Consider the following 15,084-nt stretch of genomic DNA (forward strand, 5'->3'; position numbering starts at 1 on the left):
AGCCGCGAAGCGGCGCCGATCCGGGATCCATGCCTGAACCTTGATCGGAAGCGCTCCGGCATGGATCCCGGGTAAAGCCCGGGATGACCCACGTGTTTTCCCGTAGAATGATCAATCGCACGGGATCCGCCCGAACTAGTTTCCGGGCGCGCACCCTGCATCAACTGCAGGTCCGGCCGGCTTGCTGAAGCCTATGCAGGCGTTGCGCGCATGGGCAATAGAGGTCGAGGTCCGGCATTTGCCGGAGTCGCAACCCTTTCGAGCCATCCCGCAGCGATGACCTCATGAGCGTATCCGCCGACTGGAATTGGCAGCGCGTCGCGCTGGCCGGCATGCGCGACGCGCTCACGCTGCCGGCCTGGATCGTCGGTTTCGGGCTGATCGGCATCGGCTCGCTCGCCCGCGATGTCGGCTATCCCGTCGATGTCGCCGTGCTCTCGACCATCCTGGTCTGGGCCGGGCCGTCGCAGGTGCTGTTCTTCGCCTCGATCGCCGCCGGCGCGGCCTGGAGCGCGATCGTGATCGCGATCGCCTTCGCCTCGCTGCGCTTCCTGCCGATGACCATGGCGATCCTGCCGCTGCTGCGCCGGCCCGGCCAGAGCGTCTGGCAGCAGCTCCTGCTGGCCCATTACGTCGCCGTCACCGCCTGGAGCGAAGGTTTGCGGCGCCTGCCCGGCATCCCCCCGCATCAGCGCGTCGCCTATTTCCTCGGCTTCGCCAATACCTGCATGCTGGTGAGCTCGATCGGAACCTTCGCGGGATACTACCTGCTCGGCGCGCTGCCGGTTCCGTTCGCAGCCGGCCTGCTCTGCCTGACGCCGATGTTCTTCCTGATCTCGCTGATGGCCGGCCTGCGCCATCGCGGCGATGTGGCGGCGCTTCTCCTCGGGCTTGCCTTCGCGCCGATCTCGGCGCGGTTCATCGGCGGCGGCTTCGACCTGATCGTCGCGGGCCTCATCGCTGGGACCGTGGCTTTCCTCATCGGACGGAGGCGGAAGCCGGCATGACCCAGCCGATCGCCATGCTCGACGGGCCGCTCTGGCCCTATCTCGCGCTGATGCTCTTCGCCGTGCTGCCGACGGAGATCTGGCGCTGGCTCGCGGTCGGGTTCTCGCGCGGGCTTGCCAATGATTCGCCGCTGCTCGAATGGGTGAGGGCGGTCGCGACCGCGCTGCTCGCAGGGATCGTCGCCAAGCTGATGGTGTCGCCGCCCGGCGTGCTTGCGGCGGCTCCGGCCTGGCTCCGCGTCGCGGCGCTGGCGGCCGCAGCCGGGGTCATGCTCTTCGACAAGCGCCGGATGATGCTGGCGGTGCTCGCCGGCGAAACCGTGCTGATCGGCGGCGTCTGGCTGTTCGCGGGCTAGGCGCACTCTTGTTATTCCGGGGCGCGCCACAGGCGCGAACCCGGAACCCAGGACCGGGTGAGACCCCTCACGCAGCGTCGCAGACCGCTCGCCCAGTCGTGGGTTCCGGGTTCTTCGCAATGCGAAGCCCCGGAATGACAAGCGTGGTGCCTGGGAACGACCTGACAATGGCCGTCGCCACTTACGCTTCCGTCAGCAGGCGCCGGACATGGCCGAGCTTGTCGGGGTTGCGGATGATGTAGATCGCGGCGACCGCCCCGTCGCGGATGTCGAGCGCCATCGCCTGCACGGTCTCGCCGCGCTCCAGGCTGACATAGCCGGGCAAGCCGTTGATCATCACGCATTGATAGTGCGTCGTCGCGCGCGCCTGCTTTTCGACATGGCGGCTGATGCCGGCAAAGAAGCGGCCGATCCTGTCGCTGCCGAGGATTGGATTCAGCACGGAGTTGACCTTGCCGCCGCCATCGGCGCGCAGGATCGCGTCATGGGCGAGCATGCTCTTCAGGATCGTGGCATCAGTGCTGTGGGCGGCTTCGAAGAAGGCTTTCGCATAGCGCCTGGCCTCGTCGGGCGAGAGCGGATGGCGCGGGCCGTCCTCCTCGCGGGCATGGCGGCGCGCCCGTGAGACGAGCTGCCGGCAGGCGGCCTCGCTGCGCCCGAGCGTCTCGGCGATTTCGGCGAAGGGCAGGTCGAAGACGTCGTGCAGCAGGAAGGCGGCACGCTCCAGCGGTGACAGCCGCTCCAGCGCGAGCTGGAGCGCATAGGGCACGTCGATCGCCTCATCCGGGCTCGGAGCGGCGCCGATCGTCTCGATCAGGGGCTCTGGCAGCCAGGCGCCGACATAGGTCTCGCGCTTGCGCCGCGCCGATTTCATCAGGTCGAGGCAGAGCCGCGTCACCACGCGCCCGAGCCAGGCGCGCGGGTTGGCGATCGCGTCCGGCGCGGAGTCATGCCAGCGCAGCCATGCGTCCTGCACCACATCCTCGGCATCGCTGAGCGAGCCGAGCATGCGGTAGGCGAGACGGGTCAGGTAGGACCGGTTAGCCTCGAAAGCGGTGGCAGGCGCGCCCGTCATGCGCGCCGGATTGGTATCATCAGGCGGCAGCCTCGGTCTTGCGCGGCCGGTCGGCCGGGTGGCGCGTGCGGAAGCCGACATTGATGCGGTTCCAGGTGTTGATCGCGCCGATGGCGAAGGTCAGGTCGACCATGTCCTTCTCGCTGAAATGCTCCTTGAGCTCGGCATAGGCCGCGTCGCTCGGGCTGCGCTCGGAGGCGCGGGTCAGCTCTTCCGTCCAGCGCAGGGCGGCGCGCTCGCGCGGCGTATAGAGCTCGGATTCCTCCCAGGCATTGAGCAGGTTGATGCGCGCCTCGCTCTCGCCGGCCTTGCGCGCGTCGAGCACATGCATGTGCAGGCAATAGGCGCAGCGGTTGATCTGCGAGGCGCGGATTTTGACCAGCTCCATCAGGCTGTGTTCGAGGGCCGAGTTGTTGACGTAGTCCTGCAGGACCAGCATGGCCTTGTAGGCTTCGGGCGCGATCTGGAAGGCGTTGAGGCGTTGGCTCATGACTGTCTCCATCGGTTGATGACGACAAGACGATCGGGCACGCCCCGCTGTGACATGGCCCGTCAGATTTTTTTCAGGGCCTCGCGGATTTTCTCGGCATGGCTGGCGAGGACCTCGTTCTTCTCCATCGCGCCGGTATGCGGGCGCAGCGCCACGCCGTCGAAACGCGGCATGACATGGACATGGAGATGGAACACGACCTGCCCGCCGGCTGCCTCGTTGAATTGCTGGATGGTGACGCCCTCGGCCGAGAAGGCGGCCTTCACGGCGCGCGCCAGCTTCTGGGTGGTCAGCGCCACCGCCTTCAGCGCATCGGCCGGGGCGTCGAAGACATTGCGGCAGGGCGCCTTCGGGATCACCAGCACATGGCCGTCGGCGCGCGGCATGATGTCCATGATCGCGAGCGTCTCGTCATCCTCGTAGACGGTGTGGGAGGGCAGTTCGCCGCGCAGGATCTTGGCGAAGACGTTCGAGGGATCATAGGCGGTCATGGCGGGTCCGGCAGGATCGAAAAGGGTCGGCGCAAGCTGCGGCGCGCCGGGCGGGGCGTCAAGGCCGCGGACCGGCTGCCGGCTGTGCCTCAGGCGCCGAGCGGCAGCACCGTTTCGACATGGGCGTCGAGCACGAGGTCGTCGCTTGCGCCCATGACCTGCAGCTCCGTCACGGTGAGGCGGAGCAGCGGCTTGCTCCACCAGCGCGCGACGATCTCGGCCAGCGCCGCGGTCTCGTTGGCGTCGAGATCGTCGGTGAGGTTGTAGAGGCCGATCAGCCAGAGATCGCCCGGCGCCCGGCCGAAGGCGGCCTGGACCTCCTGCAACATATTCCGGCCGACGCGCTTCTCCGGATAGACCGGGAGATAGAGCCGGCCGCGATTGACGTTGCCGGAGAAGATGCCGCGCAGTTCAACGGTGAAGGGCTCGATCTTGCGCAGGGCTTTGCGCGTTTCGCCGGAGATCGTGGGAGGCTCGGCAAGGCTCAGCGAGCCGCAGACCGTCGCATGCAGGCGGTCCTGCCGTTTCGGCAGGATGTCCCAGGCGATCTTGCCGGCGAAGGGTGTGGCCTTCAGCTCGGCCTCCAGCGCAAGGAAGGCGTGCGAAGAGCGGAGGGCGGTGTCCGCTACCGGCAGAACCAGCGAATAGACCGCCGGGTGGCGGCCCATCTCGTAGAACTTGCCCTCGCGCCGGGCGACGACACCGGGATGCGCGGGTGCGACCAGCGGCAGATGCGCCAGACGGTAGCTCTCGTCGAGCGTCAGCGGGCTCGTGAAATCGGTGAGGCTACGGCGATAGCCGAGTTCATCATCCTCGCAGAACGATATTGATCGACCCGAGCCCTCATCCTGAGGAGCCGCTCCGTCGGGAGCGGCGTCTCGAAGGATGTTCGTCGAGGCTCCGGAAGCATCTGGAGCATCCTTCGAGAGGCCGCTGCGCAGCTCCTCAGGATGGGGGCGCGCGTGTTTGACGGCTTCGTCAGTCATCAGCGATTTCCGTCCTGCGGAAGGGGCTTTCGGCTGCGAGCGCTTCGCGGGCCGCCGCGACCTGCTCGCGCTCCTGCGCGAGATAGGCGGCAACGGGCCGGCGCAGGCCCGGATCGGCTATATGGTGCAGAGAGCGGGTGATGACCGGCCGGTAGCCGCGTGCGAGTTTGTGCTCGCCCTGCGCGCCGGCCTCGACGCGGGCGAGGCCGTGCGCGATCGCATAGTCGATGGCCTGGTGGTAGCAGACCTCGAAATGCAGGAAGGGATGATCCTCGATGCAGCCCCAGTTGCGACCGTAGAGCGTGTTGGCGCCGCGGAAATTGATGGCGCCGGCGATATGACGCCCGGCACGTTTCGCCATCACCAGTACGATCCGCTCGCCCATCGCCGCGCCGACCGCCGAGAAGAACGCGCGGTTGAGATAGGGCCGGCCCCATTTGCGCGAGCCGGTATCCTCGTAGAACGAGAAGAAATCGTCCCAGACCGCCTCGGTGAGGTCGTTGCCCGACAGGACATCGATCGTGATCCCGGCAGAGAGCGCCTCGCGCCGCTCGCGCTTCAGTGCCTTGCGCTTGCGTGAGGCCAGCGTCGCCAGGAAGTCGTCATAGCTGCCGAAGCTCTCGTTCTGCCAATGGAACTGCAGGTCGTTGCGTTCGAGATAGCCGGCCTGTTTCAGCGCGCCAATATCCGGTTCCTGCGCGAAGGTGACATGGACCGAGGAGGCTTGCGTGTGTCCACGCAGGGCCTCCAGCCCACCGATCAGGGCGGCGCGGGCCTCGTCGGCGCGCGGGGTGTCGGCGACCAGCAGGCGCGGGCCGGTGGCCGGGGTGAAGGGGGCGGCGACCTGGAGCTTCGGATAGTAGCGCCCGCCGGCGCGCTCATAGGCATCGGCCCAGCCATGGTCGAAGACATATTCGCCCTGACTGTGGCTCTTCAGGAAGCTGGGCGCTGCAGCCAGCAACTGGCCGACCTCGTCCTCGACCAGCAGATAGGCCGGTGACCAGCCGGTACGGCCACCGGTGCAGCGGCTCTCCTCCAGTGCCATGAGGAATTCATGACTGACGAAGGGATTGTCCCGGTCGAGCGCGGGATCGCTGGGCGGCGTGGCGGACGCCGAGATGGCATCCCCCAGCGCGTAAGGATTGGCGCAGGCGTTCCATGCGCCGGCGGGGACGGCCTTGAGCGAGGTCGCGACACGAACGGTGAGATCGCCGTTCCCCGCTTCGCTCAAGGGCGAAAACCCTCGAAGACCATCTGGTCGGCCATGGCCGCGGCCCGCTGCCGTTCCTCCGGCGTGCGTACCGTCCAGCTCATCAGTGGTAGGCCCAGCGCGTTGCGGCAGAGATAGGGCGCGGCGCTGTCGAGATCGGTGACCTTCCAGGAGATGAAATCCGGCCGGCTCTCGGTGAAGTGCAGGAGATTGGCGAGGGCATGTTTCCTCTCGGCCGAGAGCTTGTCGTAATCGCCATAATCATAGGCGTTCATCGCGACGATGCCGCGCGGAACCTCGGGGGCAAGCTCACGCAAGGCCGTCACGATCGCGGGATCGAAGGACTTGATCACGATCGGGTGGCCTTTGTAGCCCGCGACAACCTCTACGGTCCGCTTCGTGAGCTTGAGGTCGCCGTCGAAGCGGCTCTTGATCTCGATCACCAGCGGAACGCGCCCGCCGATCAGGTCGAGGAAGGCCGGGAGCGTGAGGATGCGGTCGCCCGAGCCCTTCAGCGTGATCGCGCCGAGCTCTGCCGCCTTGCGGGTGACGACGGCGCCGGTCTCGCCCGTCAGGCGATCGAGCACGAAATCGTGGAAGACGACCGCCTCGCCATCGGCGGTGAGCTGGACGTCGCATTCGATGCCGAAACCGCCGGCTATCGCAGCGGTCGCGGCCGAGGGGCTGTTCTCGATCACGCCGGCCGCGAGGTCATGCAGGCCGCGATGCGCGATCGGCTTGGCCACCAGCCAGCCCAGATCGGGCCGGCCGGAGGGCTTGATAGACCCTGCGGACATCAGGCGATCTCGAACATCGCTTCGACCTCGACGGCGGCATCGGCCGGCAGTTCGGCGACGCCGATGGTCGAGCGGGCATGACGACCCGCGTCGCCGAGCACCTCGACCATCAGGTCGGATGCGCCGTTCATGATTGCCGGCAGCGCGGAGAAATGCGGGGCCGCATTGATGAAGCCGCCGAGGCGGACGCAGCGCGTGATGCGGCCGAGATCGCCGCCGAGGGCGGCTTTGGCTTGGGCGAGAACGTTGATGGCGCAGAGGCGGGCGGCTTCAAGCCCGGCCTCGTTGAAGATCTCCGCGCCGAGCTTGCCCTTGTGCTTGTCCGCGAGCTTGCCGTCGAGCCCGAAGCAGAGCTGGCCCGAGATGACCAGCAGGTTGCCGGTGATCACATAGGGCACGTAGTTGGCGATGGGCGCGGCCGGGGTCGGCAGGGTGATGCCGAGTTCGGCGAGGCGGGTATCGGCGGCATTCATGATCTTGGCTCCGCGAGCGAGGCAGGGTGCCTTCGGGCAGGCCTTTCATGGCCGATGCGGACGGCCCCCGCAAGCATCGCGGCATGCCGGGCGGGCAGGGCGGATACGCCGGGCAGGAGAGTCCCTTCGCCATGTTTGCGCCATTGCCGCGATGCACCTAGATTTCGACGAAGGCCATGATGGACAGGCGGCGCATGAACGGAACAGTCTCGAAGCTCGCGACCCTGGCGAGCGGGGTTTTAGCGGGGGTGCTGGTTCTGGCCGCAATGCCGGCCCGGGCGCAGACGGCATCCGAGCGGGTGGTTCTGGCGCCGCATCGCGCCGTCTACGACCTCGTGCTCGACAGCACCAAGCCGTCAGGCAATATCGAGACCGCGAAGGGCCGCATCGCCTTCGAGTTCACCGGCGATGCCTGCGAGGGCTATGCCTTGTCCTTCCGGCAGGTGACGCAGCTCGGCACCGATGCCGGGCCGCGCCTGATCGATGCCCGAACCACCAGTTTCGAGGCCGGCGACGGCGCGAATTATCGTTTCAAGACCGAAAGCACGGCGGGCGGCAACAAGCCGGATACGGTCGACGGCACCGCGCAGAAGAGCGGCAGCGGCTATGAGGTGAAGCTGCGCCAGCCCAAGGTCGAGACACATCGCGAGAGCCGCGACGCCCTGTTTCCGAACGCGCAGATGAAGGCCGTGATCCAGGCCGCGCGCGCGGGGCAGAAAACGCTGAGCGTGCGCCTCTATGACGGCGCGAATTCCGGCAAGGAGGCCTATGACACGCTCTCGATCATCGGGAAGCGGATCGAGGCCGAGCCGTCCGAGAAGCCCTTGCAGCGCCCAGAGTTCGAGAAGCTCGCGCGCTGGCCGGTGACGATCTCCTATTTCAAGGCGGGCTCGGGCGAATCGACGCCGGCCTACAGCATCAATTTCGAGCTCTACGAGAACGGCGTCACCGGCGCGATCCGGCTCGATTACGGCACCTTCTCGTTGCGCGGCACGCTCACGCGTCTGGATCTTCTTCCTCAGGAGCCTTGCGCGAAATAGCGGGCTCCGAAGAGCGGCGCTGCGGCAGGCGCAGGCTCAGTCCCTTGCCGATCGCCTCGTCGCCGAAGCGGGCGCGCAATTTGTCGAGCGCGCCTTCCATCGCCTTCAGGCGCGGCGTCGCGGTGTCGGCGAGATCGCCATGGTCGGCGGCTTCGGGCGGGCTGAAATCGCTCGCACCGATGCCGATCAGGCGATAATGCGCGCCGTTGCATTCGCGTTTGAGCAGGTCGCGCCCCGCCGTGAAGAGGCGCGCGGCGAGCTGCGTCGGCTCCGGCAGACGTGCGGCGCGGGTGATGATGTGGAAGTCGGCGGTCTTCAGCTTCAGGGTGATGGTCCGGCCTGCAAGCTCCTGCGCCTTCAGCCTTTTCGAGGTCTTCTCGCAAAGCCGCCACAGGATCGGCTCCAACTCCTCGAAGCGGGCCAGGTCGACATCGAGCGTGGTTTCGCTGGAGACGCTCTTGGTCTCCCGCTCGGGCGTGACCTGACGGGGGTCGATGCCGTTGGCGAGGTTGCGAAGGCGCGGGCCGTCCTTGCCGGCGAGCTTGAAGAGCTTGTCGACGGGCGCCTCGCGCAGGTCGCCGATCAGCTTGAAGCCGCCTTCCGCCAGCTTCGCCACGCCGGCCGGGCCCATGCCGGGGATGAGGCTGATCGGCTTGCCTGCGAGAAAAGACACGGCCTCAGCCTTGCCGATGATCGAGAAGCCGCGCGGCTTGTCGAGGTCGGAGGCGACCTTGGCGAGGAACTTGGCATAGGACAGGCCGACCGAGATGGTGATGCCGAGCTCGGCCTCCACATGTTTCGCGAAGCGCGCCAGCGTCACCGCCGGGCTGGCATGGTGCAGGCGTTCCGTGCCGGAGAGGTCGAGGAAGGCCTCGTCGATCGAGAGCGGCTCGACCAGCGGCGTGAGTTCGCGCATGAGCTGGCGGACCTGCCGTCCGACCGCGACATATTTCGCCATGTTCGGCTTGACCACGATCGCCTCGGGGCAGGCCTTCAGCGCCTTGAACATCGGCATGGCCGAGCGCACGCCATAGGTGCGGGCGATATAACAGCAGGTCGAGACCACGCCGCGCTTGCCGCCGCCGACGATGACCGGCTTGTCCTGCAGGCTCGGATCGTCGCGCTTCTCGATCGTGGCGTAGAAGGCGTCGCAATCGATATGGGCGAGGCTCAAGGCATCCCGCTCGACATGGCTGAGCAGGCGCGGCGAGCCGCAGGCCGGGCAGCGTTTCGCTGGTCCAGATGAGTCGTGATCCGCGAGGCAGTCGCGGCAGAGCCAGCGAGGCGAGGGCGCGCCCGTGCTCAAGAGAAATCGTCCGGCTCCGGCCCGGCGAGGACGCGCCTGGCATCGGCGACGATTTCGGGATTCAGCCTTAAATTTCCGGCAAATTCCAGAAGGAGCGAATCGCTCGAGCCGATATGGTCGAGCACGGCGGCGAGAAAGCCGGGTTCGCCGGCAGCCTGGCGCAGATTGGCCGGGTTAAGGCCGGTCGTGCTCAGAAAGGGCTCGATCCGCTCGGGTTCGGAGGCGAGGAAGGCGAGCGCCTGCAGTGCGAGCGCCTCGGCCTCGTCGGTGGTCGGTCGTCGTATCATGGGGTCTTGAGTCGCGTATCCGGTTTGCGTTTCGTCAACTGCTCGCGTGTTACGCAATCATCGAACGACGCCGCCAATTTGGAAAGCCCGCCATCGGCGTGAGCCTTCCCGGCGCGAATGAAGGGCGGCCCGATGAAGACGGTTCTGATCGTCGAAGACAACGAGCTCAACATGAAGCTCTTCAACGATCTGCTCGAAGCCCATGGCTATGCGACGCTGAAGACGTCGGACGGCATCGAGGCGATCGAGCTGGCGCGGACGCATCATCCCGCGCTGATCCTGATGGACATCCAGCTTCCGGAGGTTTCCGGACTCGAGGTCACAAAATGGATCAAGGAGGATGACGACCTCAAGGCGATCCCGGTCGTCGCGGTCACGGCCTTCGCGATGAAGGGCGACGAGGAGCGGATCCGGGAGGGCGGCTGCGAGGCCTATCTCTCCAAGCCGATCTCGGTCGCGAAGTTCCTGGAGACCGTCCGCACCTATGCCGGCGCGGCCTGAGCCGCGGAAAGCCTTTTCATGACCGCCCGTGTTCTCGTCGTCGACGACATCCCTGCGAATGTGAAGCTGCTCGAAGCCAAGCTATCGGCCGAGTATTTCGGCGTGGTCACGGCGACGAACGGGCGCGATGCGATCGCGCTCTGCGAGCGCGGCGAGGTCGATATCGTCCTGCTCGACGTGATGATGCCGGGCATGAACGGCTTCGAGGTCTGCCGGCGCCTGAAAGGCGCGCCCTCGACCGCGCATATCCCGGTCGTCATCGTCACTACGCTCGACCAGCCGCGCGACCGCCTGCAGGGGCTCGATGCCGGCGCCGACGACTTCCTGACCAAGCCGCTGGACGATACCGCGCTCTTCGCCCGCGTGCGCAGCCTCGCCCGGCTGAAGGCCATGACCGACGAGTTGCGCAGCCGCGCGGTCGCCTCCGTCCGCCTGGGCATCGCCGATCCGCTGGCGACGGCAGCGGCCGAAACCGGCCTGAACGGCCGCATCCTCGTGATCGAGGATCGTCCCAGCGCCGCTGAACGCGTGCAGAGCGCGCTTTCGGCGTTCCATGCGGTGGAGATCGAGAGCGACGCCCAGCAGGCGGTGACACGCGCCGCCGAGGGCGATTTCGACGCGGTGATCATCAGTCTCGGTCTGGAAGGTCAGGACGGGTTGCGGTTGTGCAGCCAGCTCCGCTCGCTGGAGCGTACGCGCAACGTCTCGGTGCTGTTGATGGGCGAGCTGGAGGACCGCGAGCGCATCCTGCGCGGCCTTGAGATCGGCGCACATGATTTCCTCGTCCGCCCGATCGACCGCAACGAATTGCTGGCGCGCGTGCGCACCCAGGTGCGCCGCAAGCGCTTCACCGAGCGGCTGCGCGACAGCGTGCAGTCCTCGATGGAAATGGCGGTGATGGACCAGCTCACCGGGCTGCACAACCGCCGCTTCATGGACAACCGGCTCGCCGTGATGTTCGACGAGTCGGCGCTCAGGGCCCGCTCGCTCTCGCTGCTCGTGCTCGATATCGACCATTTCAAGTCGGTCAACGACAGCTGGGGGCATGATGCCGGCGACGAGGTGCTGCGCGAGTTCGCCGACCGGGTCCGCGCCTGCACGCGCGGCATCGATCTCGTCGCGCGCATGGGCGGCGAGGAGATCGTCGTCGTGCTGCCCGATACCGGCCGCGATGCCGCCTATCGCGTCGCCGAGCGCATCCGCGAGCGGGTCGAGAGCACACCTTTCGCGGTCCAGAACAACACGCGCGACATCAAGGTGACCGTCTCGGTCGGCGTCTCGAACCGCCGTGCCGGCGATGCCTCCTCCGCGGACATGATGAAGCGCGCGGACGATGCGCTCTACCGGGCCAAGGCCAATGGCCGCAATCGCGTGATCGTCGCCAGCGCGGCGTAACGATCTTCCGGCGCCGAAGGCCTTCGGCGTCGAGGCTGCGATGTCCTCGACGCCGACGGGTCATTGATCGTCACCCCGCTCAGGGCGGTGTGACGGCATGTTTCATCGGAACGGCGGGGAGTACTGGAGACCGCCCTCGGTCCAGAGCGCATTCGGGCCGCGCTGGAGCTTCATCGGCGAGCTCCTGCCGAGATTGCGCTCGAAGCTCTCGCCGTAATTGCCGACGGCGGCGATGATCCGCACGGTCCAATCGTTGGTCACGCCGAGGGCCTCACCAAACTTGCCATCCTTACCGAGGAAACGGCGGATTTCGGGATTGGCGGAGGTTTCCGCCAGTTCCCGGACATTGGCCTTGGTCACGCCGAGCTCCTCGGCATTGATCAGCGTGAACAGGGTCCAGCGCACGAGATTGAACCAGGCATCGTCGCCGCTGCGCACCCAGGGGCCGAGCGGTTCCTTCGAGATGACCTCGGGGAGTACGACATGGTCGCCCGGGTCCCTGAACTTCAGGAGATTGGCCGAAAGCGCGGATACGTCGGTCGTGTAGGCGTCGCAGCGCCCGGACTCGTAGGCCTTCAGCGCATCCTCTGCGGTGCCGAAGGCGGCGACCTCGTATTTCATCTTCGTGCGGCGGAAATAATCGGCGAGGTTCAGTTCGCTCGTCGTGCCCTGCGCGACGCAGATCGAGGCGCCGTCGAGCTTGCTGGCAGTGGCGACGCCCAATTTCTTGGGCACCATGAAGCCCTGGCCGTCATAGTAGTTCACGCCGGTGAAGGTGACGCCTTGTCCGGTGTTGCGCGCCAGCGTCCATGTCGTGGTGCGCGGCAATACATCGATCTCGCCGGTCTGCAAGGCGATCAGCCGATCCTTCGAAGTCAATGGGACGAAGGATGCCTTCTCCGTGTCGTTGAAGATTGCAGCCGCCAAGGCCCGGCAGATGTCGATGTCGAAGCCCTGCCAGCGGCCGTTGGCATCCTGAGTCGAGAAGCCGGCGACACCGGTGCTGGTGCCGCAGATGATATTGCCGCGATCGCGGATCGCCTTGAGCGTGTCTGCTGCGGCGGGTTGCGCGAGGAGGCAGGCCGCAGCGAGGATCGCGCCCAGACCAAGATTAGGCATCTTCATCGTCATTCCCCTTCCTTGTTGTGTTTGAAATGCTGCCTTCGGGCAAAATCCTCCCCATCACGGCGCGAGCCTCGCGCCGTGTCGTCATCGCAGGATCGATGCTTCTTCCTGTCAGGCAGCCTTGGTCGTCGTGGCCTTTCCGAGGACCGACAACAGCCGGCTCAGATCGGCCCAGAGCTCGCCGGGTTCCTCGATGCCGATGCTAATGCGCAGCAACGGGCCTTGCGCGGCCCAGGCCGTGGCGGTCCGGTCCTGCGCAATCGCCTGCGGGGCGACGAGGCTGCGCGTGCCGCCCCAGGATGCGCCGATCGCGAAGACGCGCAAGGCGCTGAGCGCCGCGCTCATGATGTCGTCGTCGACCGGCTTCAGCACGAGGCTGAACAGGCCGGACGAACGACCCATATCCCTTTTCCAAATCTCATGCCCCGGGCAGGAGGGCAGAGCCGGATGCAGCACGCGCTCGACCATCGGGTGATCGACGAGCCGGCGGGCGAAGTCCTCGGAGACCTTGCCCATATGGGCGACGCGCAGGCCCATGGTCTCGATACCGCGCAAGGCGAGCTGGCATTCGTCCGGCGAGACGCCGACGCCGAAGCCGCGCAAGGTTTCCTTCAGCTTCTGGCGCAAGGCCATGTCCCTGACGGTGATGGAGCCGAGCAGCAGGTCGGAATGGCCGCCGACATATTTCGTCAGCGCCTCGCAGGCGAAATCGGCGCCGTGCTCCAGCGGCTTGAAGATCAGCGGCGTCGCCCAGGTATTGTCGCAGCCGACGAGCGCGCCTTTGGCCTTGGCGGCTGCCGCGATCGCCGGCACGTCCTGCACCTCCATCGTGTTCGAGCCGGGCGACTCGACCCAGACAAGCTTGACGGTTTCGTCGATGAGATCGGCGATGCCGGCACCGATCAGCGGGTCGTAGACGCCATAGGCGATGCCGCGCGGGGCCAGATATTCGGCGCAGAAGCTGCGCACCGGCGGATAGACATGATCGGGGATCAGCACCTTGTCGCCGGGCATCAGCACCGACAGCATGACGATGGTCACGGCCGCCTGTCCGGAGGGCACGAGCACGGTGCGGACGCCGTCGTGCAGGATCGTCAATTGCGCTTCCAGCGTGCGGGTCGTCGGCGTGCCGTGCAGCCCATAGGTATACCCGTCGAAACCGCGATACTTGCGGGCCATGAAGCTCGCGCCATCGGGATAGACGATGGTCGAGGCGCGGTGGGTCGGCACGGCGAGGGAGGCATAGCCCTCCTCGTTGACGGCCGGGTGGTGAACGCAGAGCGTCAGGTCATGCATGGTCGGCTTCCCTTATCGGGTCGATATTCAAGCTGCTGACAGAACGGGACAATCCGTCGATCGGTATCGAGCGATGCCGCACGGTCATGGCTTCGGGGGCTCATCCTTCAGCGCGCGCTTGGCGAGTTCGTGCATCCAGTCGATCGCGACCGGAAGGATGGCGTCGTTGAAGTCGTAGCGGGCGTTGTGGAGTTCGCCGTCGGGGCCGGCCGGGCCGTTGCCGATCCAGACATAGGCGCCGAGCCTGTCCTTGATCAGGAAGGAGAAATCGTCGCCGGTGGTGCTCGGCCGCAAGTCGGTCCGGACCTTGGCGCCGATGGCTCCGCCCGCTGCCACCGCAAGCTTGACCTCGGCGGGGGTATTGATGATCGCCCGGCCGGTCGAGAGGATCTCGACATCGGCGCGCATGCCATAGGCTTCGCAAGTGCCGGTGATCAGGTTTTCCATGCGCTTGATGACGGCCTCTCGCACCTCCGGCCGGTAGGTCCGCAGCGTGCCCTGGAGGGTGACGCTCTCGGGAATCTGGTTGCTCACCGTACCGCCATGGATCTGGCCGATCGAGAGGACGACAGCGTCGCAGGGATCGACATTGCGCGAGACGATGCTGTGCAGGCCCATGATCAGATGGGCCGCCGCCAGGATCGGATCGCGGGTCTGGTGCGGGATCGCGGCGTGCCCGGCGAGACCATGCAGCGTCACCTGCCAGCGCCCGCCGGCCGCCATGACCGGCCCGTCATGGACAGCGACGGTGCCAGCCTCCAGCCCCGGCCAGTTGTGGAAGGCGAAGATGCGCTCCATCGGGAAGCGCTCGAACAGTCCGTCGGCGATCATCGCCTTGGCGCCGGCGCCGTTCTCCTCGGCCGGCTGGAAGATGAATTGGATGGTGCCTGTCCAGTCGGGATCGGCGGCGAGCATCGCAGCGGCACCGAGCAGGGCGACCGAATGGCCGTCATGACCGCAGGCATGCATGACGCCGGGTGTCTGCGAGGCGTAGGGAGCGTCGCTGCGCTCGGCGATCGGCAGGGCGTCGATATCGCCACGCAGGCCGATAGAGCGGCTGGAGCCCGGCCGCGAGAGCGTCGCGACGATGCCGGTGCCGCCGACATTCGCCTCGAAGGGAATACCGAGTTCGCGCAACCGCTCTTGGAGGAAGGCCGAGGTCTTCGCTTCCTTTTCGGAAAGCTCGGGATGCGCGTGGAGATGGCGGCGCCATGCGGTCAGCCGCGGGAGGAGGGTGGTATCCATGATC

General features: G+C 66.7%; 17 protein-coding genes. 5 read left to right on the top strand and 12 right to left on the bottom strand.

All coding sequences use genetic code 11. The features are described 5' to 3' along the window. The first annotated feature begins 284 nt into the window (after nt 1–284). Together OCUBac02_RS12450 and OCUBac02_RS12455 are read left to right on the top strand one after the other, a co-directional pair. Nucleotides 285–1,007, top strand: coding sequence for an AzlC family ABC transporter permease (locus OCUBac02_RS12450; protein WP_173045976.1), 723 nt, complete (start codon nt 285–287; stop codon nt 1,005–1,007). After that, nucleotides 1,004–1,363 carry an AzlD domain-containing protein gene (locus OCUBac02_RS12455; RefSeq protein WP_052232616.1) on the top strand — a complete coding sequence of 120 codons (360 nt, stop codon included), beginning with the start codon at nt 1,004–1,006 and terminating at the stop codon, nt 1,361–1,363. The genes OCUBac02_RS12450 and OCUBac02_RS12455 overlap by 4 nt, the downstream gene beginning before the upstream one ends. A 181-nt stretch (nt 1,364–1,544) precedes the next feature. Here the strand turns inward: OCUBac02_RS12455 and OCUBac02_RS12460 are convergent, their stop codons facing one another. The 7 genes from OCUBac02_RS12460 to OCUBac02_RS12490 all read right to left on the bottom strand — a co-directional run bounded on the left by OCUBac02_RS12460 (nt 1,545) and on the right by OCUBac02_RS12490 (nt 6,885). Beyond that, nucleotides 1,545–2,438, bottom strand: coding sequence for a sigma-70 family RNA polymerase sigma factor (locus OCUBac02_RS12460; RefSeq protein ID WP_173045977.1), 894 nt, complete (start codon nt 2,436–2,438; stop codon nt 1,545–1,547). 19 nt (nt 2,439–2,457) lie between these two features. Then, a complete protein-coding gene (locus OCUBac02_RS12465; RefSeq protein ID WP_173045978.1) occupies nt 2,458–2,928 on the bottom strand; it encodes a carboxymuconolactone decarboxylase family protein in 471 nt (156 codons plus the stop codon). A gap of 62 nt (nt 2,929–2,990) precedes the next feature. Next, nucleotides 2,991–3,419, bottom strand: a complete 429-nt coding sequence (locus tag OCUBac02_RS12470; protein ID WP_173045979.1) for an HIT family protein — start codon at nt 3,417–3,419, stop codon at nt 2,991–2,993. Between the two features lie 89 nt (nt 3,420–3,508). Further along, a complete protein-coding gene (locus OCUBac02_RS12475; RefSeq protein WP_244638906.1) occupies nt 3,509–4,405 on the bottom strand; it encodes a 2'-5' RNA ligase family protein in 897 nt (298 codons plus the stop codon). Continuing rightward, nucleotides 4,398–5,636: a GNAT family N-acetyltransferase gene (locus OCUBac02_RS12480; protein WP_173045980.1), complete on the bottom strand. Its 1,239-nt coding sequence runs from the start codon at nt 5,634–5,636 to the stop codon at nt 4,398–4,400. Before OCUBac02_RS12480 ends, OCUBac02_RS12475 begins: the two co-directional genes overlap by 8 nt. Then, nucleotides 5,633–6,412, bottom strand: coding sequence for a glycerophosphodiester phosphodiesterase family protein (locus OCUBac02_RS12485; RefSeq protein WP_173045981.1), 780 nt, complete (start codon nt 6,410–6,412; stop codon nt 5,633–5,635). The genes OCUBac02_RS12480 and OCUBac02_RS12485 overlap by 4 nt, the downstream gene beginning before the upstream one ends. Continuing rightward, nucleotides 6,412–6,885, bottom strand: coding sequence for a RidA family protein (locus tag OCUBac02_RS12490; protein ID WP_047573584.1), 474 nt, complete (start codon nt 6,883–6,885; stop codon nt 6,412–6,414). Before OCUBac02_RS12490 ends, OCUBac02_RS12485 begins: the two co-directional genes overlap by 1 nt. A gap of 194 nt (nt 6,886–7,079) precedes the next feature. Between OCUBac02_RS12490 and OCUBac02_RS12495 the strand changes: the two genes are divergently transcribed. Beyond that, a complete protein-coding gene (locus OCUBac02_RS12495; RefSeq protein WP_047574551.1) occupies nt 7,080–7,925 on the top strand; it encodes a cell envelope integrity EipB family protein in 846 nt (281 codons plus the stop codon). Here OCUBac02_RS12495 and OCUBac02_RS12500 read toward each other — a convergent pair. Continuing rightward, nucleotides 7,882–9,231 carry a DNA polymerase IV gene (locus tag OCUBac02_RS12500; protein ID WP_173045982.1) on the bottom strand — a complete coding sequence of 450 codons (1,350 nt, stop codon included), beginning with the start codon at nt 9,229–9,231 and terminating at the stop codon, nt 7,882–7,884. The genes OCUBac02_RS12495 and OCUBac02_RS12500 overlap by 44 nt on opposite strands. Next, nucleotides 9,228–9,518 carry a DUF3572 domain-containing protein gene (locus tag OCUBac02_RS12505; RefSeq protein ID WP_047574544.1) on the bottom strand — a complete coding sequence of 97 codons (291 nt, stop codon included), beginning with the start codon at nt 9,516–9,518 and terminating at the stop codon, nt 9,228–9,230. The genes OCUBac02_RS12500 and OCUBac02_RS12505 overlap by 4 nt, the downstream gene beginning before the upstream one ends. A gap of 132 nt (nt 9,519–9,650) precedes the next feature. On the opposite strand from OCUBac02_RS12505, the gene OCUBac02_RS12510 reads away from it, so the two are divergent. Both OCUBac02_RS12510 and OCUBac02_RS12515 read left to right on the top strand, forming a co-directional pair. Beyond that, the gene (locus OCUBac02_RS12510; protein ID WP_047574547.1) at nt 9,651–10,019 is read left to right on the top strand and encodes a response regulator; all 369 of its coding nucleotides are present in this window, start codon (nt 9,651–9,653) and stop codon (nt 10,017–10,019) included. A gap of 18 nt (nt 10,020–10,037) precedes the next feature. Continuing rightward, complete coding sequence (locus tag OCUBac02_RS12515) at nt 10,038–11,414, top strand: PleD family two-component system response regulator (RefSeq protein ID WP_173045984.1); 1,377 nt, start codon at nt 10,038–10,040, stop codon at nt 11,412–11,414. Between the two features lie 102 nt (nt 11,415–11,516). On the opposite strand, the gene OCUBac02_RS12520 is transcribed toward OCUBac02_RS12515, so the two are convergent. The 3 genes from OCUBac02_RS12520 to OCUBac02_RS12530 all read right to left on the bottom strand — a co-directional run bounded on the left by OCUBac02_RS12520 (nt 11,517) and on the right by OCUBac02_RS12530 (nt 15,080). Next, nucleotides 11,517–12,539 carry an amino acid ABC transporter substrate-binding protein gene (locus OCUBac02_RS12520; RefSeq protein ID WP_173045986.1) on the bottom strand — a complete coding sequence of 341 codons (1,023 nt, stop codon included), beginning with the start codon at nt 12,537–12,539 and terminating at the stop codon, nt 11,517–11,519. A 111-nt stretch (nt 12,540–12,650) separates the two neighbouring features. After that, entirely contained in the window at nt 12,651–13,835 is a 1,185-nt protein-coding gene (locus OCUBac02_RS12525; protein WP_173045988.1) for a trans-sulfuration enzyme family protein, read from the bottom strand. An 84-nt stretch (nt 13,836–13,919) separates the two neighbouring features. After that, the gene (locus OCUBac02_RS12530; RefSeq protein ID WP_173045990.1) at nt 13,920–15,080 is read right to left on the bottom strand and encodes an amidohydrolase; all 1,161 of its coding nucleotides are present in this window, start codon (nt 15,078–15,080) and stop codon (nt 13,920–13,922) included. Between the last annotated feature and the right edge of the window lie 4 nt (nt 15,081–15,084).

Source organism: Bosea sp. ANAM02, assembly GCF_011764485.1.
In the GTDB taxonomy this organism is placed as follows: Bacteria; Pseudomonadota; Alphaproteobacteria; order Rhizobiales; family Beijerinckiaceae; genus Allobosea.